Here is a 23,627-nt window from a genome sequence, read left to right as displayed (position 1 = left end):
ATTGGGGACCGAGACCGCAACGCAAGAGGTTGAGACCAAACTATCGTTGGTCTCAACTGACTACCGAACCATCTCGTACGTCACGGGACCGCTGTTGTTCGTGAACAGCGTGCAAAACGTTGCTTACAATGAGATGGTTTCCATCAAGATGCCTGATGATTCTCGTCGGACCGGCCAAGTGCTTGAGATATCGGGGGACATAGCAGTCATTCAAGTCTTCGAAGGCACCCAAGGCGTGGATGTGAGCGCCACCGAGATCCGCTTTCTTGAAGAAGTCGCAAAGATCGATGTCTCCCCCGATCTTCTCGGCAGGGTGCTGAACGGGACGGGTGTTCCGATAGATGGTGGAGCACCAATCATCCCAGAGGCGCGCTTGGACATCACTGGAGCTCCTATCAATCCCTATTCACGGGAGAAGCCGGCTGACTTCATCGAGACCGGGATCAGTGCGATCGACGGTTTGAACACGCTGGTCCGCGGACAGAAACTTCCAATCTTCTCTGGCTCAGGACTGCCGGCAAACGAGTTGGCCGCCCAGGTTATCAGGCAGGCAAAGGTCAAGAGCGGGGAAGAGTTCGCCATCGTCTTCGGCGCGATGGGTATCACTCACCGTGAAGCTAGCTACTTCATGTCGCAGTTCGAGAAGACCGGCGCACTGGAGCGCGTGGTGTTCTTCCAGAACCTCGCCGATGACCCGACAGTTGAGCGTCTCCTCACTCCGAAGTGCGCACTCACCGTGGCCGAGTACCTTGCGTTCGAAAAGGACATGCAGGTGCTTGTCGTATTGTCTGACATGACCAACTACTGCGAGGCCCTGCGCGAAGTCTCCACCGCTCGTGAAGAGGTTCCTGGTCGACGAGGATTCCCGGGTTACATGTACACCGACCTAGCGATGATTTACGAGCGCGCCGGTCGAATCAAGGGCAAGAAGGGCTCAGTGACGCAGCTGCCTATCCTGTCGATGCCAGACGATGACATCACGCACCCTATTCCAGACCTAACGGGATATATCACCGAGGGGCAGATTGTACTTTCCCGCTCCCTGCATCGGCGCGGTATCTTTCCGCCCATCGATGCCCTGCCATGTCTTTCTCGACTGATGAACCTGGGTATCGGTGATGGAAAGACTAGGGAAGATCACAGGGCTGTTGCCAACCAGCTCTATGCGGCCTATGCGCAGGGACGTGATTTGCGCAAACTGGTTGCTATCGTCGGCGAGGAAGCCCTAGCTGATACTGATCGGCGTTATCTAAGGTTCGCAGATGACTTCGAAACCAGAATCGTTGGTCAAGGTGAAGAAGGTCGGTCGATTGAGGAGACTCTGGACATCAGCTGGGACTTGATGAGCGGGCTGCCAATCAGCGAACTGAAGAGGGTACGTGACTTTGTAGCCAAGTATCACCCGAACCCTGAGCCTGAGGGCGATCTTTAGAGAGGTGCATGAGTGGAAGAAGTAAGGCCGACTCGTACAGAGTTGCTGGAGCGTCGCGAGCAGATCAAGCTTGCGGAGCAAGGCATGGACCTGCTCAAACAGAAGAGAGATGCACTGCTTATCGAGTTCATGGGCGTGATGGATGAGACCTTGCGCCTTTCGGAGTTGCTTCAGCGTGCTGTCTCCGAAGCGCAGTACTCACTGGCGGTTGCAGAGGCTGTCGATGGAACCGTGGCGTTGCGCTCGGCTGGTATGGCCACAAAGGGTGAAGTCACCGTCGAGATGTCGGGAACGAAGATCATGGGTGTTCCCGTTCCGGTGGTGACTAAAGGAGAGAGTCCAATACGAACATCGTTCACCCGTGGCTACGCGGTGACGGGCGTCTCGAGCAGGGTCGATGAAACGGCCCACAAGTTCGAGCGGATCCTAGACGTGATCATCGAGTACGCTGACATCGAAACCCGACTCAAGCGCCTTGGCGATGAGATCCAGAAGACGAACCGACGAGTCAATGCCTTGGAGCAGATAACCGTTCCGCAGCTCAGAGGGCAGGTCACATACATCAGGCAGATACTCGATGAGCGCGCTCGAGAGGATCTGTTCAGACTGAAGAAGGTCAAGAAGAAGATCGAGAGCAAGAAGGCGCAGACTCGTTAGGGGCGGACCTGCGACAATCTTGCAGAGGAGGCTTTGGACTTCGCTGTGGTTATGAGCTTCTTTCCGTGATGGTCTCTGCGACCTCCGTCAGGATTTCCACGCTACCACGTGAATGCTGTCTTAGCTGGCGTCCTAAGGAAAGGATTCGATAGAGGTCGGCCATCGTCAGGTGACCGAATCGCATCTTGTCCCACTCATCGCGAGCCACGTAGGCCCATACTTCGCCGAGCACCCACTCGATTTCCTCGATTTCAGGGCTTGAGACTTGCGCCCAGTTGGCCTTCAGCGCATGACGCAATCGATCCATCGCCCGTTCGACCGCTTTGGCCTTGCGAATCTGGAATGCGCGAATGCCGATGTCTTCACTGGAAACGTTGCGTCGATCCAATACCACCAGTCCCACCTCCAATGCGTTTATCTTGATTTTCGCCGACGTCGGCGTAATTCCTTTACGATATGCCAACTGAACACTGCTGGTCTAATATAGGCGTGATGTTCAAACGTTTTGGCGAGAGGAAATCCATGGAGTTTAGCGATGTTGTCCTGAAGCGCAGGAGCGTGCGTCATTTCGATTCGAAACGCACTGTGACTGACGAGGATATCGTTGCCCTGTTGTCCGCTGCGACGGTGGCCCCTTCGGCGGGTAACATTCAGCCCTGGCGCTTCACGGTCGTAAGCAGCATCGAGGCGAAGGAGCGGTTGCAGGGTGCGCTTCGGCAACGCTGGGCCACGGCGGCTCCACGGATAATCATAGTCTCGGTGGATCCACGTCCGTGCGCGGCCCGCTACGGTGCGCGGGGTGAGATGCTCTACGCCATCCAGGATAGCGCTGCCGCGGTGCAGAACATCCTGTTGGCTGCTGTCGACCGAGGGCTGGCGTCTTGCTGGATAGGTGCTTTCGACGAGGATGCGGTGCGCGAAGCTGTCGGTATCGTGGCACCGGTGACCCCGGTTGCGATTCTGCCTATCGGGTACTCTGCGGAGTCCTCGGGCAGATCGCCCAGAAGGCCGCTCGACGAATTGACGACATGGCTCTGAGATGACCGAGGCTTCCTTCGAGACGCTAGAGTCACTTCGGCGCTATATCGGCGATTGCCGAAGGTGCGCGTTGGGTGAGACTCGCGTCGAACTCGTCTTCGGGGCAGGGGATACTGCCGCTGATATCATGTTCGTGGGTGAAGCACCCGGACGCGCCGAGGATCTCTCCGGCGAACCTTTCGTCGGCGCCGCTGGCAAGCTTCTAGATGAGTTGCTCGCATCGGTGGACCTCGACCGAAGACAGGTCTACATCGCCAACATCCTGAAGTGCAGACCACCCGGCAACCGCGATCCGCTGCCTGCCGAGGTGGAACTTTGCGCCGGTTTCCTGCGCGAGCAGGTGCGGCTGGTTCACCCCAGGGTGCTGGTGACCCTGGGCAACCATGCGACTAGGTTCATCCTGGGGACTCAAGCGGGCATCACCGAGCTGCGAGGTAAGCCTATGGTCTTGGGAGAGGCGACCGTCTTTCCTGTCTTCCACCCAGCAGCAGTGATCTACGACAGATCGAAACGTGAGGTGCTGTTCGAGGATTTCCGCGCGATCGCTGCGCTGTCGTGTGATAGCAGCGGGCTGCCCGCCGAAGAGGCCCACTGATGGATGACGGGCGCACACAAGGGACGATCATCACTTCGGCGAGTGAGGCGACGCACGCCACGGGACAGGCCCTCGGTCACCTGCTGGGCCCCGGCGACGTACTGCTGCTTACAGGTGACCTTGGGGCAGGCAAGACCCAGCTTGCGAAGGGGATAGCGGCTGGGCTGCAGGTCGAAGGTCCGATCACGAGCCCGACCTTCGGCATAATCCGCGTGCATGAGGGCGCCTCGACGCTCTACCATGTCGACCTGTATCGCCTTGAGCGCGCCGATGAGCTCGAGGACACCGGGTACTTCGAGGTGCTGGAGGCGGGCGGTGTGGCCGTCGTCGAGTGGGGAGACCGATTCCCGGAGGCGATCCCGCCTGAGCACCTAGCGATCCGCATTGAGATCGTCGACGAAGCCAAGCGTGCGCTCGCGTTCCAGGCGCACGGTGCGCGATATGCCCGGCTCGCAAGCAGCTGGCTTGCTGCTTGCGATGCGCTTGCAGGCGTGGAGGTTCGCCGATGAGCCGCAATATCATCGCGATCGACACATCGACCGAGGTCGTGGCGATCGGTTTGGGAGCGCTGGAAGACGGCCAGGTCCAGGTGCTTGGCGTCGGTGACATCTACGCCCCCCGGGCTGCCCTTGCGCAGACCCTGCCTCGGGTCTCCGAGCTCCTAGCGGCTGCGGGCATCGAGCCTGCCGAAATCGACATGGTGGTCGTGGGTCGCGGGCCGGGGTCGTTCACCGGTGTACGCATCGGCGTCTCGATCGCCAAAGGGCTCGCACATGGGCTTGGCGTTCCGCTCTTCGGCGTGGGCACGCTCGACGCCATCGCGTGGAGAGTGCAGCCACTCGCCCAAGCTCCGATGCTCGTAGGCGTCCTCGGCGATGCGATGCGCTCCGAGGTGTATCCGGCACTCTTCCGCGTCTCTGCGCAGGGAGTGGTGCGCCTCGAGGAGGATTCCGTGGCCCGACCCGCCGAGGTGGTAGAGCGCTGGGCAGCGCTCGGCGAGCCGTGTCTGCTGACCGGCAACGCGCTGCACAAGTACCGCGAGCTGTTCGGAGCCACGGAGCACACGGCGTTCTCGCTGGCCGAGGAGGCGCTTTGGAGCCCGAGCGGCGAGGCGCTGCTCGCAGCTTTCGGCGCTGCGTGGGCGACGGGATCGCAGGGTTCGGGCGATGTCGCCGCGCTGCTGCCGGTGTACACGCGCGCATCCGATGCCGAGGAGAACGAGCGCAAAGCGGCAGAGAAGGGTGGCCCCCGGTGAGCGCATACATCCGCGCGCTGACTGCAACAGACATCGAGGCCGTGACCGCCATCGAGCGTGCGAGTTTCCCTGCGCCGTGGAGCGAGGAGCTGTTCCGCTGTGAGCTGGGCCGCGCAGACAGGGTATGGCTCGTCGCCGCTCACAAGCGGGCGGTCCTCGGGTACGTCGGAGCTGCGCTTGTCGGCAACGAGGCCCACATACTCAACCTCGCGGTCGAGCCGACCTTCCGGCGGCGTGGCCTCGCTTCGGCGCTGATCAGCGCAGCGTACGAGCGCCTAGTCGCCGAAGGCGTCGTGCGCGTCACCCTGGAGGTCCGCACCAGCAACGCAGCCGCGATCTCGCTCTACGAGTCCGCGGGTCTCACGCGCGCGGGCGTCCGGCCGAAGTACTACTCGGAGACCGGGGAGGATGCGGTCATCATGTGGTCGGGCGACCTGACCGCAGAAAGCAGCCGTAAGCTCCTGGAGTCCTTGTCGGCGAAGGGCGCAGAAGCCCTGCGGATGTTCGGTGGGCCTGAGGACCTTCCTCGGCCGCTCGTGCTCGCGATCGAGACCTCGTGCGATGAGACCGCCGCAGCGGTCATGGCGGCGGGCGAGACCGTGCTTGCCGACGTGGTCGCAAGCCAGACCGAGTTCCACCACCGCTTCGGCGGCGTCGTGCCGGAGATCGCGAGCCGCAAGCACACCGAAGCGATCGTGAGCACCGTCGACGAGGCGATGGCGCGCGCCAGCGAGGCAGCTGGCCGGCCGCTGGCGTTCGGCGACCTCGACGCGATCGCAGTCACGCACGGGCCCGGGCTCGTCGGTGCGCTCGTGGTCGGCGTCGCGTACGCCAAGGGCCTCGCGATGGCCAGCGGGGTGCCGCTCGTAGGCGTGAACCACCTGGAAGGCCACATGTTCGCGACGGCCATGGGTGACTCGGCAGCCGAACCGCCGTTCGTCGCGCTGATCGTCAGCGGCGGGCACACATCACTGATCCACGTCCCGCGCTGGGGCGTCTACCGCACGCTGGGCGAGACGCTCGACGATGCCGTTGGCGAGGCGTTCGACAAGGTCGCGAAGTTGCTTGGACTCGGGTATCCCGGCGGCCCCGTCATCTCTCGGCTTGCCGAGGAGGGCGACCCGAACGCGATCCCGTTCCCGCGCGCGATGCTTCACTCGGGCGACCTCGCATTCTCGCTTTCCGGCCTGAAGACCGCGGTGATCAACCACGTGCGTGCCGAAGAGGCTGCAGGCCGCGCGATCGACGTGCATGACCTGGCGGCGTCGTTCCAGGCGGCCGTCATCGACGTGCAGGTCGCCAAAGCCCTCTCGGCGGTCAAGGAGTGCGGAGTCGACAGGTTCGTCTTGGGCGGCGGTGTTGCGGCCAACAGGGCCCTGCGCGAAGCTCTCGATACCGCGATGCGCCGAGAAGGCGTGAGCGTGCACGTACCCAGCCTTGACTTATGCACCGACAACGCTGTGATGATCGCGGCTGCTGGAACGTTCAGGTTCCTCGAAGGGGATCGGCTCGCCCTGGACGCCGAAGCTGACCCCGGCCTGCGCCTGGGCTAAAAGGTTGCGAGCGCCACGCAAGCACGCCGACACCGCCCGCGGACCCCGCTATCCTGAGTAAGGCGTCACCTGATTATCTAAGCGTGTGCCACTCAACCCATTCGCAAAGTCGCAGGTAAAAGCTATTGAACGATGTTGCCTCGGCAGGTAGAATCATCTCTGCCTAGCACTCTTCGAATCTGAGTGCTAGAAACTTGTCTCATGCGGGTGCGAAACGGGAATATACCCGAAGCAGGCCCTGAAGCCCTATGCGGCGAACCGGTCGGCATCGCACCACAGAGAAGGTCCGTGTCCGCGTTTCGAAAACAGGAGGGCAGCACATGAATTTGAGGCCGTTGGGCGATCGCGTGATCGTCAAGCCGGCGGAAGCCGAGGAGAAGACCCAGAGCGGTCTATTCATCCCCGACACCGCCAAGGAGAAGCCCCAGCGCGGGGAAGTCGTCGCCGTCGGCGAGGGCAAGCTCAAGGATGACGGAACCAGGGTCGCTATCGATGTCAAAGTCGGCGACACGGTCATCTTCAGCAAGTACGGCGGTAGCGAGGTCAAGATCGACAGCGTCGAGTACAAGATCCTCGATGCAGAGCGTGACATCATTGCGGTCGTCGTCGATTAGTCTGTCTTTTCCACCAACCAGTGAAGGAGGAGATACCTTAGATGGCTAAGGATATCCGTTTTGACGAGGCCGCCAGGCGCGGTCTCGAAGCAGGAGTCAACCAGCTCGCCGATGCGGTCAAAGTGACCCTCGGCCCCAAGGGTCGCTACGTGGTGTTGGAGAAGAAGTTCGGCGCTCCGACCATCACCAACGATGGTGTGACCATCGCCAAGGAGATCGACCTTGAGGATCCGCTGGAGAACATGGGCGCACAGCTCGTGAAGGAAGTCGCCACCAAGACCAACGACGTCGCCGGCGACGGAACCACCACCGCCACGTTGCTCGCCCAGGTCATCGTCCGCGAGGGCCTGCGCAACGTCGCTGCCGGTGCCAACCCGCTCGCGATCAAGCGCGGCATCGAGAAGTCCGTCGACGCCGTTGTCGAGGCCATCAAGGCCAACGCCAAGGAGATTGAGGACAAGGAAGAGATCGCCCACGTAGGGTCCATCTCGGCAGCTGATGAGAACATCGGCAACAAGATCGCCGAGGCCATGGAGGTCGTCGGTAAGGACGGCGTCATCACCGTCGAGGAGTCGCAGACCTTCGGCATCGACATCGAGACCGTCGAGGGTATGCAGTTCGACAAGGGCTACATCTCGCCGTACATGATCACCGATCCCGATCGCATGGAAGCCGTGCTCAACGATCCGTTCATCCTGATCGCCAACCAGAAGGTCGGCAACGTCCAGGAGCTCCTTCCGATCCTCGAGAAGGTCATCCAGGCCGGCAAGACCCTGCTGATCATCGCCGAGGATGTCGAGGGCGAGGCTCTCGCCACACTCGTGGTCAACAAGCTGCGCGGCACGTTCACCTGCGTCGCAGTCAAGGCCCCCGGATTCGGCGATCGCCGCAAGCGCATGCTTGAGGACATCGCTGTCGTCACCGGCGGTCAGGTAATCTCCGAGGAGCTCGGCATCAAGCTCGATGGCGCCTCGATGGAGATGCTCGGCCGTGCCAAGACCGTCAAGGTCTCCAAGGAAGCCACCACCATCATCGACGGTGCCGGCACCGAGGACGCCATCAAGGCCAGGGTCAACCAGATCAGGGCTGAGATCGAGAACTCCGACTCGGACTTCGATCGCGAGAAGCTCCAGGAGCGCCTCGCCAAGCTCTCCGGCGGCGTGGCCGTCATCAAGGTTGGCGCAGCCACCGAGGTCGAGCTCAAGGAGAAGAAGCACCGAATCGAGGACGCCCTGCAGGCGACCCGCGCTGCTGTCGAAGAGGGAATCGTCGCCGGTGGTGGCGTGGCCTTGGTCGACGCTCTGCCGTCGCTCGACTCGCTCGATCTTCCTGCCGAGGAGATGATCGGTGTAGCGATCATCCGCAAGGCGCTCACCGAGCCTTTGAGGACCATCGCGAACAACGCCGGCTTCGAAGGCTCCGTCGTGGTCGAGAAGGTCAAGACCCTGGGCAAGGGCGAGGGCCTGAACGCCATGAACGGCGAGTACGGCGATCTGCTCAAGATGGGCGTCATCGACCCCGTCATGGTCACCCGCTCGGCGCTTCAGAACGCAGCTTCGATCGCTGCGCTGATCCTCATCACCGAGGCTGCCGTGTCCGACACTCCGTCGAAGGATGACGGCGGCGGCGGCGGTATGCCCGGCATGGGCGGCATGGGCGGCATGATGTAAGCTGCCCTCCCCGCAAAGAGGACCAGGCATTTGGAGACGGCCCCGAGGCTTCATCGCCAAGGGGCCGTCGTCATTGCAGGCGAATGCGACCGGAGACGCGACCGCAGTCGCAATCAGGAAGCGGACCTTCGCGAGGCGATGTGCGCCTCGTAGTGCGATAGCAGCTTGTCGGCCATCGGCTTGATATCGAAGCGCTCAGCCGACTGTCGGGCGGCGGCCTTCATCCGCTGGCGCAGCGAGTCGTCGCTCGCGAGCCGACCGAGCTTCTCGGCAAGATCAGCGGCGGAGTTCGTGGCGAGAAAGCCGGTCTCCCCATCGATGATGATGTCGCTTACACCCGGCGAGCTTACGCCGACAAGCGCGAGGCCTGCCGCAGCGGCCTCCATCAGCACGAGCGGGAAGGTCTCGGATACCGAGGCGGTCACGAACACGTCGGCGATTCCGAGCAGCCCGGGGACCTCGGAGTACGGCGTGCTGCCTGCGAAGTGCACGTTGTCGATAATCCCGCACTCCCGTAGCTTTGCATCCATGTCGGCGCGCCTAGGGCCGTCGCCGATGAGCAACAATCGCGACCTAGGCTCCTGCCGTGCGAGCGTCACGTAGGACTCGAGCAGCACATCGATGTTCTTCTCCGCAGCGAACCTGCCAAGGTGACAGAACACAATCTCATGGCTCGTCCAGCCGAACTCCGAGCGTTGTCTGGGGTTTTGAGGGTGCAGGAAGGCCGGGGTGTCGATGACATTGTTGTGCAGGTGGACGTTCTCGTCGATGCCCATCTCATGTAGCCATTCGATGATTCCCGCCGATGGAGCCAGGTACATGTCCATCTTCTTTGCGAAGGCGCCCAGGTAGGACCTGAGGAATGCCATTCGCATGTTCCGGGGGAGGAAGGCGGCGTATTCGTCTGCGAAGATGTCGTACCGAGAGTGGTTCGTGAACACAAGTGGGATTCTATGCGGTCCGCACTCGCGTATCGCGACTCTGCCCGAGAGGAAGGGATGATGGATGTGCGCAACATCCATGGTCGGGATGAGCTTCTTGGCCTCTTGCGACAAGGACAGTCCCATCTGCCATCCCGTGTTCCCCCATGCGATTGCGGGGGAGCGGATCACGTTGACTTCCTCATCCGTGTACGAACGGTTGCCGTAGGTGAAGACGTAGACTTCGTGTCCGAGCTGTTCAAACCGGGTCTTGTACATGCTGATGTAGTTGGTGACCCCGCTGACGTGAGGCTTGTACATATCTGCGAACATCCCGATGCGCACGGGCAGGCACCTCGTTTCCAGTCGTAGTGCAGCTGGCAGGTCGGGACCGCGCAGGGTAGCGACCGGGCCGACTATCGAGTAGAGTACCAGAGTCTAAAGCGCACCTGGCCCGAAACGCACCCCAGCATCATGATCGGAGAAGCGAACCAGTATGTCCCTTTCCATAGGCATAGTCGGCCTGCCGAACGTAGGCAAGTCGACCCTCTTCACGGCACTCACCCGCAAGACCGGCCTCGCTGCCAATTACCCCTTTGCCACGATCGACCCGAACGTCGGTGTGGTGCCCGTCCCCGACGCCCGCCTGGCGGCACTCGCCAAGATCGTGCAGCCTCAAGAGGTCGTTCCAGCGACAGTTGAGTTCGTTGACATCGCAGGGCTCGTCCAAGGGGCTAGCGAAGGCGAGGGGCTGGGCAACCGCTTCCTGGCGCACATCCGCGAGACCGATGCGATCTGCGAGGTGGTCCGCCACTTCACCGACCCCGACGTCATCCACGTTGACGGGCGCGTCGATCCGATTACCGACGCAGAAGTCATCAAGATGGAGCTCGTCTTGGCAGACGTCGCAACCACTGAGAAGGCGCTTGTAAGACTCGAGAAGGAAGCGAAGAAGGACAAGGCCCTTCTCGGCATGGTGGAGTTGATCCGAAGGCTCTCGGCCTGGCTCGACTCGGGCATGCCGGCCCGGACACTCGAGATGACCGCCGAGGAGCGCGAATCCATCCGCGACTTACACCTGCTCACCGCAAAGCCGCACCTCTACGTCGCCAACGTGGACGAGAGTGCGCTGGGAGACACCATTGCGCCCATCGGCGGCGTCACCCCCATCGCGATCTGCGGCAAGGTCGAGGCCGAACTCGCCGAGATGGATGCCGAGACCGCAACGGAGTACCTCGAAGCCATAGGTCTGTCGGAACCCGGCCTGGACACGCTGATCCGAGAGGCCTATCGCCTCCTAGGCCTGCACAGCTTCTTCACTGCAGGCGAGAAGGAGGTCCGTGCGTGGACGACTCCGATCGGCTCGAAAGCTCCTCAGGCTGCCGGAGCGATACACTCCGACTTCGAGCGGGGCTTCATCAAAGCTGAGGTCGTGGGCTACGCCGACTACGTCGCCCTCGGCGGAGAGAAGCCAGCGCGTGAGGCGGGAAAACTGCGCATCGAAGGCAAGGAGTATGTCGTCGCGGACGGGGACGTCATCCACTTCAGGTTCAACGTCTAGCGAGCGCTATCTGCCGAAGCCTTTCTGTATCATCCACTCCATCTGCGAGGATACGGCTCCGGTTCCCCCAACGACTGTAGGGGTGGTCAGCCTCGAACGGTGGTGGAAGAGGAACTCGCGGGTTGGGGCCGGGAGGTTGCGCTGCCTGACCAGTACGACAGGTCGGCTCCCAGCTGCTGCGATCGTTGACGCACTCAGAGCATCAGGGAAGGCGTCGGCGTTGGCTACGAGCGGACTTACCGCTGCGGTCCCCATGAATGCTCGGATGACAGCGACGTTGGTCCGGAACCGATCCGCGCCAGCGATGCGTCTTACAGTGCCGAAGGTTCGCAACTGCGCCTCGATCTCCGGTCCGATGGCGCCCGTGCCGCCGATGACTTCGATCCGCTGGATTGCTGTGTTGTTCGCTGTCAGCAACGAGAGTGTCTCCGTCGGGATTACGCCCCGATCGGCCAGCAGGATCGGGGCGCCTAGAGCTCCGGCGTAGGATCCTACCGACAGCGCATCAGGGAAGTTCGCACCTGAGACCACGAACACCCTGCCGTCGGCAGGCACGCCGACCCGGGTAGCGATCTGGGCCGCCGTTGAGAACCGGTCGTCGCCAGCGATGCGCTCTACGGTTACCGAGCCCGCCGCTCGACCCGTTGCGCTAACCGCACTGTTGACCGCTCCAGGACTCACTGCCGCCTCGCCTCCGAGGACGACGATCCTCGAAGGCCGCAATCTGGCGATACGCGCCCGTGTCTCCTCGGTGATCGCATCGCCACCCACCAGAAGCATGGGGGCGTTCATTCTCCGAGACAGGGTGGATCCGACCATCGCGTCAGGCCAGTCCGCTCCAGAGGCTAAGATCACAGTCTCAGCGGTCGTAGGCCATCGGGAGCCGGCAACCGCAGCCGCAGTCGCGAACCGATCGGATCCAGCGAGGCGCGGGTAGATCGACCGGAATGGGTTAGAGCGAAGGAAGCGGTCTATCCCTCTTGCCACAGCTGCTGAAGCGTCCCTCTGGAATGTTGGGTTGATGAGCCGCTGAAGCTCTGTGGGATTGCTCATAAAGCCGGTCTCCACAAGCACGGCAGGCATGTTCGACCAGCGAAGCACGTAGAACGAATCCTCCTTGACTCCGCGGTCCACGAGTCCCGTCTCCAAGATGTATTCTTGCTGTATCAGATCGGCCAGACGTCTGGATAGCTGTCTGTCCGTCATGCTTCCGGTGTTGCGCCAGAAGGTCTCAGCCCCGTTGGCCGCCGAGGACACCGCCGCGTTGGCGTGTATCGAGACGAAGACGTCCGCTCCCCAGGCGTTCGCTAAGTTGCATCTGGCTTGCAGGTCATCTGCGAGGGTGAATCCACCGACCGCGGCATAGGTTCCCGATGTACTCCAGGTAGGTATATCGACGTTGCCTACGTTCACATTGGATGTTCGGCTGAGCATGGTCGAGTGGCCTTGAACTCTCAGGTTGCGCTGGATCTCAAGGGCGTAGACGAGGGCGAGATCCGCTTCTCGGATACCTCCGTAGACCGCTCCCGGCCACCGCCCGCCGTGGCCAGGGTCGAGGAACACGCGACCCGCAGGGGTGGATGCTTCGGCAGCATGGTAAGGCGGGGCGAAGAGGAATAATGCTGCGGCGAAGAGCGCGATCAGCGACGTACGAAGTCTGGTGGTGGGATGCATGGCTACAAAACGACCTCTCGGCGGCTATATTGTGAATGTTCGGCTCTAACGCCTTTCGACTTTAAGATTATAGCTAAGAAGGTTCAATCCTGTCCCAAAAAGGCATAGAATACCAAGACCGTGGCACTCAGCGAGGAGGCGTTTCATATATGGAGATCGAGATCGGGCGTGGCAAGACCGGGCGCAGGGCCTATGGATTCAACGACATCGCTATAGTGCCATCGCGTCGCACGAGAGACCCTCGCGATGTCGACATCTCATGGACGTTCACCTTCCGAGGAAGAGAGTACCGCTTCGAGTTGCCCGTCTTGGCTTCGGCGATGGATGGCGTCGTGGATGTGCCATTCGCGGTGAACATGGGCCGAAAGGGTGGGCTGGCCGTGCTGAATCTAGAAGGCATTCAGACTCGCTATGAGGACCCAGCGCCGCTTCTTGATGCGATCGCTTCGTTCACCAAGGAAGAGGCCACCCACAAGATGCAGGAGATCTATCGGGAGCCTGTCAAGGAACACCTGATCACCCAACGGATCCGCGAGATCAAAGAAGGCGGGGCCCTTGCTGCTGGATCGCTGACGCCCCAGAACGTGGAACGCTACATCGGTGCCGCTCTTGAGGGCGGACTTGACATCCTGGTGATCCAGGGAACGGTCGTCTCGGCAGAGCACAAGTCCAGCTACGACCAGCCCCTTGACCTCAACACCTTCGTTCGCGAGCTGGGCATTCCGTGCATCATCGGTGGGTGCTGCAGCTACCAGGGCGCGCTGCATCTGATGAGGGCCGGAGCCGTCGGCGTACTTGTTGGAGTGGGCCCGGGACACGCATGCACCACAAGAGCGGTTCTTGGAATCGGCGTTCCTCAGTGCACTGCCATCGCCGATGCCGCTGCTGCCAGGACGCGATTCCTCGAAGAGACCGGCGTCTACACCCACGTCATCGCTGATGGCGGTATGCGGACAGGTGGCGACATCTCGAAGGCGATCGCTGTCGGGGCTGATGCGGTCATGATCGGTTCGCCCCTGGCGGCCGCTTCAGAGGCTCCGGGTCGCGGCACTCACTGGGGTATGGCGACCTTCCACCCCGACCTGCCGCGTGGCACTCGCGTGCGCGCCGGCATCAAAGGCTCGCTCGAGGAGATCCTGCTCGGCCCCGCACACGACAACGACGGCACCATGAACCTGTGCGGAGGACTGCGTACCTCCCTGGCTACGTGCGGTTATGAGAACCTCAAAGCCTTCCAGAAGGCCGAGGTCATGGTTGCCCCAGCGCTCCAGACTGAAGGCAAGACGCTTCAGCAGGCGCAGGGCGTCGGTATGTGCTAGCGATGACCGAGACTTCCTATCACGAGCAGCAACCCACGGTACTCGTACTCGACTTCGGCGCACAGTACGCGCAGCTCATCGCACGGCGAGTGCGAGAGGCGCGGGTCTACAGCGAGATCGTCAGCCACGAAATCACCGCCGCAGAAGTGCGGGATCGCAAGCCTGCGGCCCTCATACTCTCCGGCGGCCCCGCGAGCGTTTATGCCGAGGATTCGCCGCACATGGACCCGGAGCTGCTCGGTCTGGGGATACCGGTACTCGGTTTCTGTTACGGGTTCCAGGAGATGGCGCTTCACCTCGGCGGCGAGATAGCAGTCGCGGAGGTCGGGGAGTACGGCTCGGCAGAGCTGCGAGTGACCGATGCCGAGAGCCGACTATTCCGTGGTGTTCCGGCTCTGTCGCAGTGCTGGATGAGTCATAGGGATTCTGTCGTTTCGCCGCCATCCGGATTCACAATCACCTCGTGCACTCCTATAACGGGAATCGCCTCGTTCGAGGATCCCGCACGCAACCTTTACGCCACGCAGTTCCACCCCGAGGTCGCACACACTGACTTCGGACAGGCGATGATCAAGAATTTCCTCTATGAGATAGCGGGGATTCCTCCTGGCTGGACCACGTTCAACATCATCGACGAGACCGTCGAGCGGGTCCGCGAGATGGTCGGCGACGACAGAGTCATCTGCGGCCTTTCGGGTGGCGTGGACTCCAGTGTGGTGGCTGCACTGCTCCACAAAGCGATAGGTGATCGCCTGACATGCGTTTTCGTCGATCACGGCATGATGCGGGAGGGCGAGGCCGAGGATGTCGTGCGCGTGTTCCGCGGGCAGTTCCACGTCGACCTGATCCGGGTCGATGCTGCCGACCGCTACCTCAAGGTACTCGAAGGCGTCACCGACCCAGAAGAGAAGCGGCGTCTCATCGGCGAGGAGTTCTGGAAGGTGTTCTTCGAGCAAGCTGCGGCACTGCAAGGTGTTCGCTGGCTGGCTCAAGGCACCCTATATCCAGACGTGATAGAGTCAGGAAACAAGACGGCGGCCAAGATCAAGAGCCATCACAACCTGATACCGTTCCCCGAAGGAGTCCACTTCGAGCTCATCGAGCCGCTGAAGGCGCTCTTCAAAGACGAGGTCAGGGCTGTCGGTTCCGAAATAGGGCTGCCCGATGAGATCGTCCACAGGCAGCCGTTCCCGGGTCCGGGTCTCGGCGTGAGGATCATCGGTGAGATCACCGGTGAGAAGCTTGAAACTTTGAGAGCCGCTGATGCGATCATCCGCGAGGAGATTGGTGCCTGGGACACGGAGAGGAGCGTCTGGCAGTATTTCGGCGTACTTCCCGATATCCGCAGCGTAGGGGTCATGGGCGACGAAAGGACATACGGAAGGCCGATCATCATCAGGGCCGTGTCCTCCGTTGATGCCATGACCGCCGACTGGGCGCGACTCCCTCACGATTTGCTGGCCAAGATGAGCAACCGCATCATCAATGAGGTCGATGGCATCAATAGGGTTGCGTATGATGTGACTAGCAAACCGCCGGGAACTATAGAGTGGGAATGAAGGAGGTGCCCGATGACGACATCCGATGACAGCAACGCCACCGAGCAGATCTCGTTGCACAGGAGCAGAATCGATGAGATCGATTGTCAGATTGTGCGGCTACTCAATGAGCGGGCGGCGGAGTCCCTCGCTATCAGGGAACTCAAGCCACAGGTGCAAATGGGCCTGTACGACCCGAAGCGGGAAGAAGAGATATTCATCAACGTGACCAAGTGCAACACCGGACCGCTATACACCGAGAATCTTCGCGAGATATACGAGTCCATCCTTCATGTCATGAAGGAGCTGAGGGATCGATGACGCCCGACAACACCAAGAACCTCCCTGCCGCCATCGACGCCGTGCGCCGAGATGCAGGCGTCACCATCATAGCTGGCCCATGCTCTGTCGAGAGCAAGGAGCAGATGCGCCAAGTGGCCGCGACGCTGGTTGATCAAGGCGTTCGCGTCATGAGGGGTGGCGCTTTCAAGCCCAGATCATCCCCATTCTCGTTCCAAGGACTTGAGCAAAAGGGCCTGGAGATACTGAGAGAAGTCGCCGACGAATTCGGCCTGCTCGTAGTCACTGAGGTCACCGACTCGGCGCACGTGAAACTGATAGACGAGTACTCCGACATCCTGCAGGTCGGGACACGGAACATGGCTAACTTCAGCCTGCTCAAGAAGATCGGCGAGGTGACAGCACAGTCGCATCGGCCGGTCGTCTTCAAGCGGGGGATGGCCGCCACTATCGAGGAGTGGCTGCAGGCCAGCAACTACATCACCATGCAAGGCAACGAGAATGTCATCCTTTGCGAGCGCGGCATCCGTACGTTCGAGACCGCCACGCGGTTCACCTTGGATATCACGGCGGTTCCAGTCGTCAAGAAGTTGTCATTGCTCCCGATCATCGTGGATGTCTCGCACCCGACCGGTTCGGCAGATCTGGTGCCGGCCATTTCTAGGGCTGCTGTCGCGGTTGGGGCAGACGGCTTGATGGTCGAGGTCCACCCCAACCCGCGTGAAGCTTTGTGTGACGGAGCGCAATCATTGGATCTTGAAGGATTAAGGAACCTGATTGTCGAATTAAGACCGGTGGCGCAGGCGGTTGGGCGTTCGCTCGCATAAAAAGACTCGCATCGCCCTGCTGAAGGATAGGGAACTCGGGTAGAAGAGGCATCGTATGGGGTGCAGAAGGTGATTCACTCTCCGATACGCTTCTGCTTACAATGTGGTGCGCCAGAAGCCGTTCGCATCGGGGAGTGCAGTGTGTGCAAGGACCCCGTCTGCGACAAGTGCGGCAACATCCAGCATATCCAAGGTAAGCGCTGCGCGATCCACGATAAATGTCTTAGCAACTCGAGCGATTCCTTCTCCATGATCAAGTTCGTAAAGTAGGAACATATCCTGATGGAAGATTCAACCCTGTCTGTGGACCGTCTGCGGGTGTAGACTTGACCCCCATGACCGAAACGACCCCCAATCTCAATCCTGCGCAGGCCGACGCTGTCAACAGCACCGATGGCCCTCTATTGGTATTGGCTGGGGCCGGGTCAGGCAAGACGAAGGTGCTGACGCATCGCATCGCGCATATCGTCAGCTCAGGAAAGGCTTCTCCGGAAGAGATTATTGCGATCACTTTCACCAACAAGGCCGCCGCTGAGATGAAAGCGCGCCTAGGGGCCATCTGCGGTCTGAACTCCAGAAACATGTGGGTGATGACCTTCCACGCGATGTGCGTGAGGATGCTGCGCATCGACGCCGAACGGGTTGGATACACCAGCAGGTTCACCATTTACGACGCCGATGACTCGAAGCGACTGTTCAAGGCCGCGATGACACAAGCCGAGGTAGACGAGAAGCGCTACCCTGTCGCCGGCGTAGCAAATAGAACCTCCTCGGCGAAGAATGAGCTTATCGATCCTGAGGAGTTCGCTGCCTCGGCAATCACCCCAATGGACAAAGCTGCTGCGCGGGTGTTCCCGCTGTATCAACGGCGACTCAAAGAGTCCAATGCGATGGACTTCGATGATCTTCTGGTCGAAGCACACAGGCTGCTTGCCGATCATCCTGATGTCCTCGATCGCTATCAGTCTAGATTTCGCTACGTGTTGGTGGACGAGTATCAGGACACCAACCATGCGCAATATCGCATCGTCAAGCTGCTGGCAGAGCGCCATCGCAACTTGATGGTGGTGGGAGACGACGACCAGTCGATCTACTCGTGGCGCGGTGCGGATATCAGGAACATCCTCGATTTCGAACAGGATTATCCGGAAACCAACGTCATCCGCCTCGAGCAGAACTATCGATCGACCGCAACGATCCTGGCAGCGGCCAACGCTGTGGTTGCGAACAACCTCGGACGCAAGACCAAGACGCTTTGGACAGCGAATGCCGGCGGAGAGGCCGTGACTTCCTACAAGGCGGATGATGAGAGGGATGAGGCCCGCTTCATCGCACGCGAAATCGAGCGGCTCAGGCTCTCGGAAGGTCATGGATATTCGGACTTCGCGGTTTTTTACCGCACCAATGCACAAAGCCGGACCCTTGAAGATGCATTGCTGAGGGAGGGCATCCCATATCAGATCGTCGGAGGGACCAGGTACTTCGATCGCGCTGAGGTCCGGGATGTCATGGCATATCTCAAGATCCTCATAAACCCGCTCGATGCCATTTCCATTCAGCGCATCATCAACAGGCCCAGGCGGGGGATAGGCAAGACGACCGTCGACCGCATCGCGCAGATATCGATGGATGACGCGGAACCGTTTGAGACAACGCTACGCCGCTTTGCTGCCGGAGATTTCGGCACTGGTCCTGCGGCGAAGGTGCGACCTTTCGTCGAGCTGATCGATGAGATCCGCGCTATGAACGAGCATTGCCTACGGGACCAGGTAGAGAAGATCATCGACAGGACAGGACTCCTTCAGGAGCTCGCCAACGAGGGCACAGTTGAGTCTTCGGGCAGAGCAGAGAACATCCGAGAGTTCTTCGGAGTGGCCGAGGAGTACTCGGTTGCACACCCGCAATCACCGGAGGATGGGGCAGACATCGCCACCCAGCTGGCCGACTTCGTCGAGTGGCTTGCACTTCGAAGCGACCTGGATTCGATGAGCGGGGACCAGGAGACGGTGACGCTGATGACGGTCCACACCGCCAAGGGCCTTGAGTTCCCGGTGGTCTTCATCGCAGGACTGGAGGACACCCTGTTCCCGCATGTGAACTCCATCTTCGACCCGGCTGGCTTGGAAGAGGAGCGACGTCTCGCTTACGTCGCCATCACGCGAGCGCGGGAGCGTCTCTACTTGACCCATGCGCGCAACAGGTCGCTTTTCGGCTCCACCAGGAGCAACCCTCCCAGCCGATTCATCGCCGAGATACCGCGGGAGTGCCTGAAGGCGGATGCGCCGGTGCGCACACGAAGCTTCTCCTCGGGGGCTGTGTCGGCAAAGCCTACCGTTGGCGTCTCAACTAACGTCGTGTTCCAGGCGGGCGACCGGGTTGAGCACAAGGTCTTTGGGATTGGCGTCGTCAAGCAAGTCTCGAAGGATCGCGTGACGGTTGATTTCGGCTCGAAAGGCGTCAAGAATCTGATGACGGGCTTTGCACCACTGAGGAAGCTTGCGTCATGATGGTGCCGAGTGATGTTGCAAGAAGCAAAGCCTGGATGTGGAGGTGCGTGCTATGGGTCCGATAATGGTCTTCGGACATCTGAGGCCGGATAACGACTCGATATGTTCGGCGGTGGCTTATGCCCACCTCAAGAATGTCAGCGACCCCGATAACATCTACATCCCGGCCCGACTCGGACCGATGCCCTCGGAGACCACATGGCTTTTCGAACGCTACGGCGTCTCGGTTCCGATTGAGATTGCGCATGTGCGCACGCGCGTTCGAGACGTAATGGTCGCAGATGTCGTCACAGTGTGCGCCGACCAGACGATGCTCGAGGTAGGCCGACTCATGCGCGAGCACCAAGTGCGCGTGCTGCCTGTGCTGGAGGGCGGTTTCGTGAGAGGTCTTGTGACCCAAGCGCGACTCGCCGAGATGTATCTTGAGGAGATCGAGATACGCGGGTTCCTTACTCGGCATGTGACGGTTGGCGACCTGGCCGGTGCGATCCATGGCAACTTGCTACTTGGCGACCCGGACCGCGAACTGACCGGTAACGTCCTTATCGGTGCGATGGAGCCAACCACGATGCTGGGGTATATCGCGCCTGGCGACACCTTGATCGTTGGAGACAGGAAGCGGACTCAGCCGATGGCTCTGGACGCAGGGGTGGCTTGCCTGATCCTTACGGGCGGCGCCAGGCCTGATGACCACGTGGTCGAACTAGCTGAGCAGAACGGCGCGGCAATCATATCCACTTATCACGACACTTTCGCGACTGCGAGGCTCGTCAACCTCTCGCACTCGGTTCGCGACCACATGGAGACATCGGTGCCATTTGCGGAACCGGATGTCCTGCTGAGCGAGGTCGCCGAGGACATTCTCGTGAGTGCGAACAGGGCGCTGGTTGTGGTCGACTCGGAGGGTCGTCTTTCGGGGATGGTGACTAGGACCAACGTTGCACGGGGCCTTCGGCGGCCGGTCATACTCGTGGACCACAATGAGATGTCTCAATCCGCGCCCGGTATCGAAGAGGCTGCGGTGCTCGAGATCATCGACCACCACCGCGTCGGTGACGTGCAGACTTCGGGACCAATCCTATTCATGAACATGCCGGTGGGCTCCACTGCCACCATAGTCGCACTTCGCTACGAGCATCTGGGGGTGAAGCCGACGGAGCAGATGGCGGCACTGATGCTATCCGCGGTCATGACCGACACCGTGTTGCTCAAGTCGCCCACTGCTACCGAGGTCGATCGCCAGGTGGCTTCTCGGCTCGCCGATATCCTTGGCGTGCACCCGATGGAGTTCGGCATCGAGGTGCTCAAGTCCCGGGATTCGAGCATGCCCTTCTCGGCAGAGAGGGCCGTGACCGCCGACTTGAAGGAGTACAGAATCGGGGATAGCCGTATCGCTATCAGTCAGATGGAGACTGCGGATCTGCCAAATGTGATGAGCAATGCGAAAGACATCCGGGCTGCGATGGAGAGGCTACGCGAGTTCCAGGGCTACGATCTGGTGCTGATGATGATCACCGACGTGATCCAAGAGGGCAGTGAGGTGATGGCCGTAGGCCGGATCCGCCTTGCCGAGCGCGCACTAGGCGTTTCCTTCAGCGAGGGCTCAGTGTGGATCGACGGCCTGCTGTCACGCAAGAAGCAGATCGCCGAGAGGTTGCTCGACGCGGCCAACAGCTAGGAGCTGTCGATGCGAGTTCAGAGGCCCGATTCATGGAGGCGTGATCCGAGGGCAGGCGTGCTCGTCGTTGCTTTCGGGCTGGCGCTTGTAGGGTTTTCGGCGCTAGTGACGGCCCTGATCTTCTATTCGCCTTTAGCTTTCGCTGACAGGCGCCTATCTGCGATGATCCGAGAAGTGGATTCGCCCATAGCCGATCAGGTCTTCAGGGCGATCAGCCTAGCTGGGGACGCCATCGTGGTCGCCATTCTGGTGCTGGCAGTCGCCTTGATGCTCATCTGGCGCAGGCGCTTCGTCGAAGCGGGACTGGTAGTGCTGACGGTCGCCGGTGGCTCTATTGTCGGGATGATCCTTGGGGACCTCCTCCAAAGGGATAGACCGTCCGAGGAGTTTGCCAAGATAGTAGTCGCAGGGCCGTATGGCCTGCCGTCGATGCATGCGCTTTCAACTCTTCTGCTATTCGGCATCGTCGCGTTCATTGTCGTCTTCGGCGCACGAGGAATGGCATCGAGGGTCGGGCTAGGGGCTGCCTGTCTCAGCGTGCCCGTCCTGGTTGGGTACTCAGTCGTTTACCTGGGTGTCAACTGGATCGGGGATGTAGTTGCCGCCTGGATTCTCGCGATTGCCTGGATGCCGCTTTGCGTGGCAGGGTACTTCGCGTTCTACTCCAACGGCCAAAAGCGTAGGTCCGTGGGCGACGCAAAGAATCCGAGTGGCCGCGGCTCAGCGGGCTCTCGGTAGACGAACCACGAAGGTGGAGCCGTGACCGAGGCTGGAGGCGACCTCAACGGATCCCCCGCTGCGTTCCACGACGTTGCGGACGAGCGATAGACCCAGCCCTGTGCTCCCTGTGGACCTAGAGCGAGCCCTGTCCACGCGATAAAAACGCTCGAATATCCTCGACAGGTCCTCTGCGGGGATCCCAATCCCAGTGTCGATGACCGAGATGGTTATGGTGTCGACATCAGCTTCGAGCAGCACACGGGCTCCGCCTTCAGCGGTGTAGTTGACTGCGTTGTCGAGTAAGTTGTCGAGCACGATGGCAAGATCCGTGAGATTCACAGCCGCATAAAGGTCTTCACCCTCTACCGCGGTGTCGTCCACCTGCAAAGTCAGGCTCTTGTGGGCTGCCGCAGTTCTGTGCGAGAGCACCGCATTGGCGATTCCTTCCCTCACATCCGAGGAAGAACCAGCAGAATCGGTCGACTCAAGTCGCGAGAGGTCGAGAAGATCGACGACCAGCCTGCTCAGACGGTGCGATTCATCGGCAATCTGGGTTGCGAAGGCCAGCGACTGCTCCACGTCGCCATCGAGAGCCGCATCACGAGTGGACTCTGCGAGCAATCGGATTGTCGAAACAGGGGTCTTGAGCTCATGACTGGCGTTCGCCACGAAGTCTCTACGCAGGCGCTCGGTCTTGAGTCGCTCGGTGACATCTCCGATGACTACCAACGCGCCTCCCGAGCCGCTCTCGGCATCCAGAGGTGTCACGGTCGCCCTCAGCGTCGTGCCTGAGGGGTCCGGGCCGGATTCGATGACCACCCTCTCGTCAACCAGCGCACCGATCCCAGCTCCAATCGAGGCAGGCAGGTCGACGCCATCGATCGTTCGGCCGACGAGTGTAGAAACAGGCGCTCCGAGCAGTCTGCCCGCCGAGGAGTTCGCATACTGGATCACGCCAGCATCTACAAGCAATACAGCATCGTCGAAACCATCCAGTGCTCGGCGGAGGTCCTGTTTCTCTCCCAAGTGTGCCTCTTCGATGGAGCGGATGCGTTCCTTCAGAGCTTCCAGGGCAATCGCCATCGGTTCGAACGAGCCGCCCTCTCTTCCGATTACGACCTGCAGGTTACCTGAGGCAATCTTCTGGGCGGCCGAAGTTAGCCGCGATATGGGCTGGGCTATTCCTCGATCGAGCCGCCTGGCTAAGATGATGGCGAGGATGAGCAATATGGTGAGAAGCACGAGCCCTGATCGCACTGCTGACATGAGAATATCCCCGAAGTAGCCCTGATCCTCCGATACACGCACCACGGCCCGCTCGGCATCCAGGCCGGTCGGTAACGCCAAGAATGCTCTTTTCTCCCCATCCAACCGATCGATGCGCTGCGCACGTCCTGTTCTGCCAGCCAGGGCGGCTTCTATCTCGGCATCCGCGGAGGCATCGGGCGCAAGATTCTGTCCCGGAATCGAGTCGAAGACCACCTCCCCCTGGGCGTTCGTTACCTCGATGCGGAAGCCGGTCTGATCGACGAGATTGTAGAGCTGGTCGGTCGGGTCACCCGGAACCGTTTGCAGAAGGGTGATTGCTGATCTAGCGAAAGCTGTCAGGTGGCGTTCTTGTCTCTCGAGCAGTATCGAATCCAGCGGCGCCAAGAAGCTCCATGCCCATAGAGCGGCGAGTGCTGCCACTCCAACAACCATGGCAGCCGGTCTTAGCCAATGCTCAAGGGCGGATTTGAGCGGAGATCGCGATTCAGTCACGTGCGGCC

At 60.7% G+C, this 23,627-nt stretch carries 21 protein-coding genes; 17 read left to right on the top strand and 4 right to left on the bottom strand.

Going from position 1 to position 23,627, the window contains the following annotated elements:
* Position 1: 1 nt before the first annotated feature.
* A complete protein-coding gene (locus M1617_02370) occupies positions 2 to 1,432 on the top strand; it encodes a V-type ATP synthase subunit B (protein MCL5887134.1) in 1,431 nt (476 codons plus the stop codon).
* A gap of 12 nt (positions 1,433 to 1,444) precedes the next feature.
* Positions 1,445 to 2,089: a V-type ATP synthase subunit D gene (locus tag M1617_02365; protein ID MCL5887133.1), complete on the top strand. Its 645-nt coding sequence runs from the start codon at positions 1,445 to 1,447 to the stop codon at positions 2,087 to 2,089.
* 49 nt (positions 2,090 to 2,138) lie between these two features.
* Here the strand turns inward: M1617_02365 and M1617_02360 are convergent, their stop codons facing one another.
* Positions 2,139 to 2,552, bottom strand: a complete 414-nt coding sequence (locus M1617_02360) for a hypothetical protein (GenBank protein ID MCL5887132.1) — start codon at positions 2,550 to 2,552, stop codon at positions 2,139 to 2,141.
* A 59-nt stretch (positions 2,553 to 2,611) separates the two neighbouring features.
* Between M1617_02360 and M1617_02355 the strand changes: the two genes are divergently transcribed.
* The 7 genes from M1617_02355 to groL all read left to right on the top strand — a co-directional run bounded on the left by M1617_02355 (position 2,612) and on the right by groL (position 8,814).
* Positions 2,612 to 3,127 carry a nitroreductase family protein gene (locus M1617_02355; GenBank protein ID MCL5887131.1) on the top strand — a complete coding sequence of 172 codons (516 nt, stop codon included), beginning with the start codon at positions 2,612 to 2,614 and terminating at the stop codon, positions 3,125 to 3,127.
* A 70-nt stretch (positions 3,128 to 3,197) separates the two neighbouring features.
* Positions 3,198 to 3,722: a uracil-DNA glycosylase gene (locus M1617_02350; GenBank protein MCL5887130.1), complete on the top strand. Its 525-nt coding sequence runs from the start codon at positions 3,198 to 3,200 to the stop codon at positions 3,720 to 3,722.
* Positions 3,722 to 4,231 (top strand): tRNA (adenosine(37)-N6)-threonylcarbamoyltransferase complex ATPase subunit type 1 TsaE, encoded by a 510-nt coding sequence (gene tsaE, locus M1617_02345; GenBank protein MCL5887129.1) that lies wholly within the window; start codon positions 3,722 to 3,724, stop codon positions 4,229 to 4,231. The genes M1617_02350 and tsaE overlap by 1 nt, the downstream gene beginning before the upstream one ends.
* Positions 4,228 to 4,977: a tRNA (adenosine(37)-N6)-threonylcarbamoyltransferase complex dimerization subunit type 1 TsaB gene (gene tsaB / locus M1617_02340; GenBank protein ID MCL5887128.1), complete on the top strand. Its 750-nt coding sequence runs from the start codon at positions 4,228 to 4,230 to the stop codon at positions 4,975 to 4,977. Before tsaE ends, tsaB begins: the two co-directional genes overlap by 4 nt.
* Positions 4,974 to 6,530, top strand: coding sequence for a tRNA (adenosine(37)-N6)-threonylcarbamoyltransferase complex transferase subunit TsaD (gene tsaD / locus M1617_02335; GenBank protein MCL5887127.1), 1,557 nt, complete (start codon positions 4,974 to 4,976; stop codon positions 6,528 to 6,530). Before tsaB ends, tsaD begins: the two co-directional genes overlap by 4 nt.
* Before the next feature lie 320 nt (positions 6,531 to 6,850).
* On the top strand, positions 6,851 to 7,144 hold the full coding sequence (groES, locus tag M1617_02330) for a co-chaperone GroES (protein MCL5887126.1): 294 nt from the start codon (positions 6,851 to 6,853) through the stop codon (positions 7,142 to 7,144).
* A 41-nt stretch (positions 7,145 to 7,185) separates the two neighbouring features.
* Complete coding sequence (gene groL, locus M1617_02325; GenBank protein MCL5887125.1) at positions 7,186 to 8,814, top strand: chaperonin GroEL; 1,629 nt, start codon at positions 7,186 to 7,188, stop codon at positions 8,812 to 8,814.
* 113 nt (positions 8,815 to 8,927) lie between these two features.
* On the opposite strand, the gene M1617_02320 is transcribed toward groL, so the two are convergent.
* Complete coding sequence (locus M1617_02320) at positions 8,928 to 10,079, bottom strand: glycosyltransferase (protein ID MCL5887124.1); 1,152 nt, start codon at positions 10,077 to 10,079, stop codon at positions 8,928 to 8,930.
* 151 nt (positions 10,080 to 10,230) lie between these two features.
* Here M1617_02320 and ychF point away from each other — a divergent pair, with 151 nt between their 5' ends.
* Positions 10,231 to 11,295, top strand: coding sequence for a redox-regulated ATPase YchF (gene ychF, locus M1617_02315; protein MCL5887123.1), 1,065 nt, complete (start codon positions 10,231 to 10,233; stop codon positions 11,293 to 11,295).
* 6 nt (positions 11,296 to 11,301) lie between these two features.
* Here ychF and M1617_02310 read toward each other — a convergent pair whose 3' ends face one another.
* A complete protein-coding gene (locus tag M1617_02310) occupies positions 11,302 to 12,969 on the bottom strand; it encodes a cell wall-binding repeat-containing protein (GenBank protein ID MCL5887122.1) in 1,668 nt (555 codons plus the stop codon).
* A 149-nt stretch (positions 12,970 to 13,118) separates the two neighbouring features.
* Between M1617_02310 and M1617_02305 the strand changes: the two genes are divergently transcribed.
* The 7 genes from M1617_02305 (at position 13,119) to M1617_02275 (ending at position 21,876) form a co-directional block, all read left to right on the top strand.
* Positions 13,119 to 14,288, top strand: a complete 1,170-nt coding sequence (locus tag M1617_02305) for a GuaB3 family IMP dehydrogenase-related protein (GenBank protein MCL5887121.1) — start codon at positions 13,119 to 13,121, stop codon at positions 14,286 to 14,288.
* Between the two features lie 2 nt (positions 14,289 to 14,290).
* The gene (gene guaA / locus M1617_02300; GenBank protein MCL5887120.1) at positions 14,291 to 15,847 is read left to right on the top strand and encodes a glutamine-hydrolyzing GMP synthase; all 1,557 of its coding nucleotides are present in this window, start codon (positions 14,291 to 14,293) and stop codon (positions 15,845 to 15,847) included.
* A gap of 12 nt (positions 15,848 to 15,859) precedes the next feature.
* The gene (locus M1617_02295; GenBank protein ID MCL5887119.1) at positions 15,860 to 16,147 is read left to right on the top strand and encodes a chorismate mutase; all 288 of its coding nucleotides are present in this window, start codon (positions 15,860 to 15,862) and stop codon (positions 16,145 to 16,147) included.
* Positions 16,144 to 16,953, top strand: coding sequence for a 3-deoxy-7-phosphoheptulonate synthase (gene aroF, locus M1617_02290; GenBank protein ID MCL5887118.1), 810 nt, complete (start codon positions 16,144 to 16,146; stop codon positions 16,951 to 16,953). The genes M1617_02295 and aroF overlap by 4 nt, the downstream gene beginning before the upstream one ends.
* A gap of 335 nt (positions 16,954 to 17,288) precedes the next feature.
* Positions 17,289 to 19,460, top strand: coding sequence for a UvrD-helicase domain-containing protein (locus M1617_02285; GenBank protein ID MCL5887117.1), 2,172 nt, complete (start codon positions 17,289 to 17,291; stop codon positions 19,458 to 19,460).
* A 52-nt stretch (positions 19,461 to 19,512) separates the two neighbouring features.
* Positions 19,513 to 21,138: a putative manganese-dependent inorganic diphosphatase gene (locus tag M1617_02280; protein ID MCL5887116.1), complete on the top strand. Its 1,626-nt coding sequence runs from the start codon at positions 19,513 to 19,515 to the stop codon at positions 21,136 to 21,138.
* Between the two features lie 9 nt (positions 21,139 to 21,147).
* A complete protein-coding gene (locus tag M1617_02275) occupies positions 21,148 to 21,876 on the top strand; it encodes a phosphatase PAP2 family protein (protein ID MCL5887115.1) in 729 nt (242 codons plus the stop codon).
* On the opposite strand, the gene M1617_02270 is transcribed toward M1617_02275, so the two are convergent.
* Complete coding sequence (locus M1617_02270) at positions 21,859 to 23,619, bottom strand: ATP-binding protein (GenBank protein MCL5887114.1); 1,761 nt, start codon at positions 23,617 to 23,619, stop codon at positions 21,859 to 21,861. The genes M1617_02275 and M1617_02270 overlap by 18 nt on opposite strands.
* Positions 23,620 to 23,627 lie beyond the last annotated feature (8 nt).

Source organism: Actinomycetota bacterium, from assembly GCA_023488435.1.
Taxonomy (GTDB): Bacteria; Actinomycetota; Coriobacteriia; order Anaerosomatales; family UBA912; genus UBA912.
Note: the sequence above shows the minus strand (reverse complement) of the source record. Positions and strands in the feature narration are given on the sequence as shown.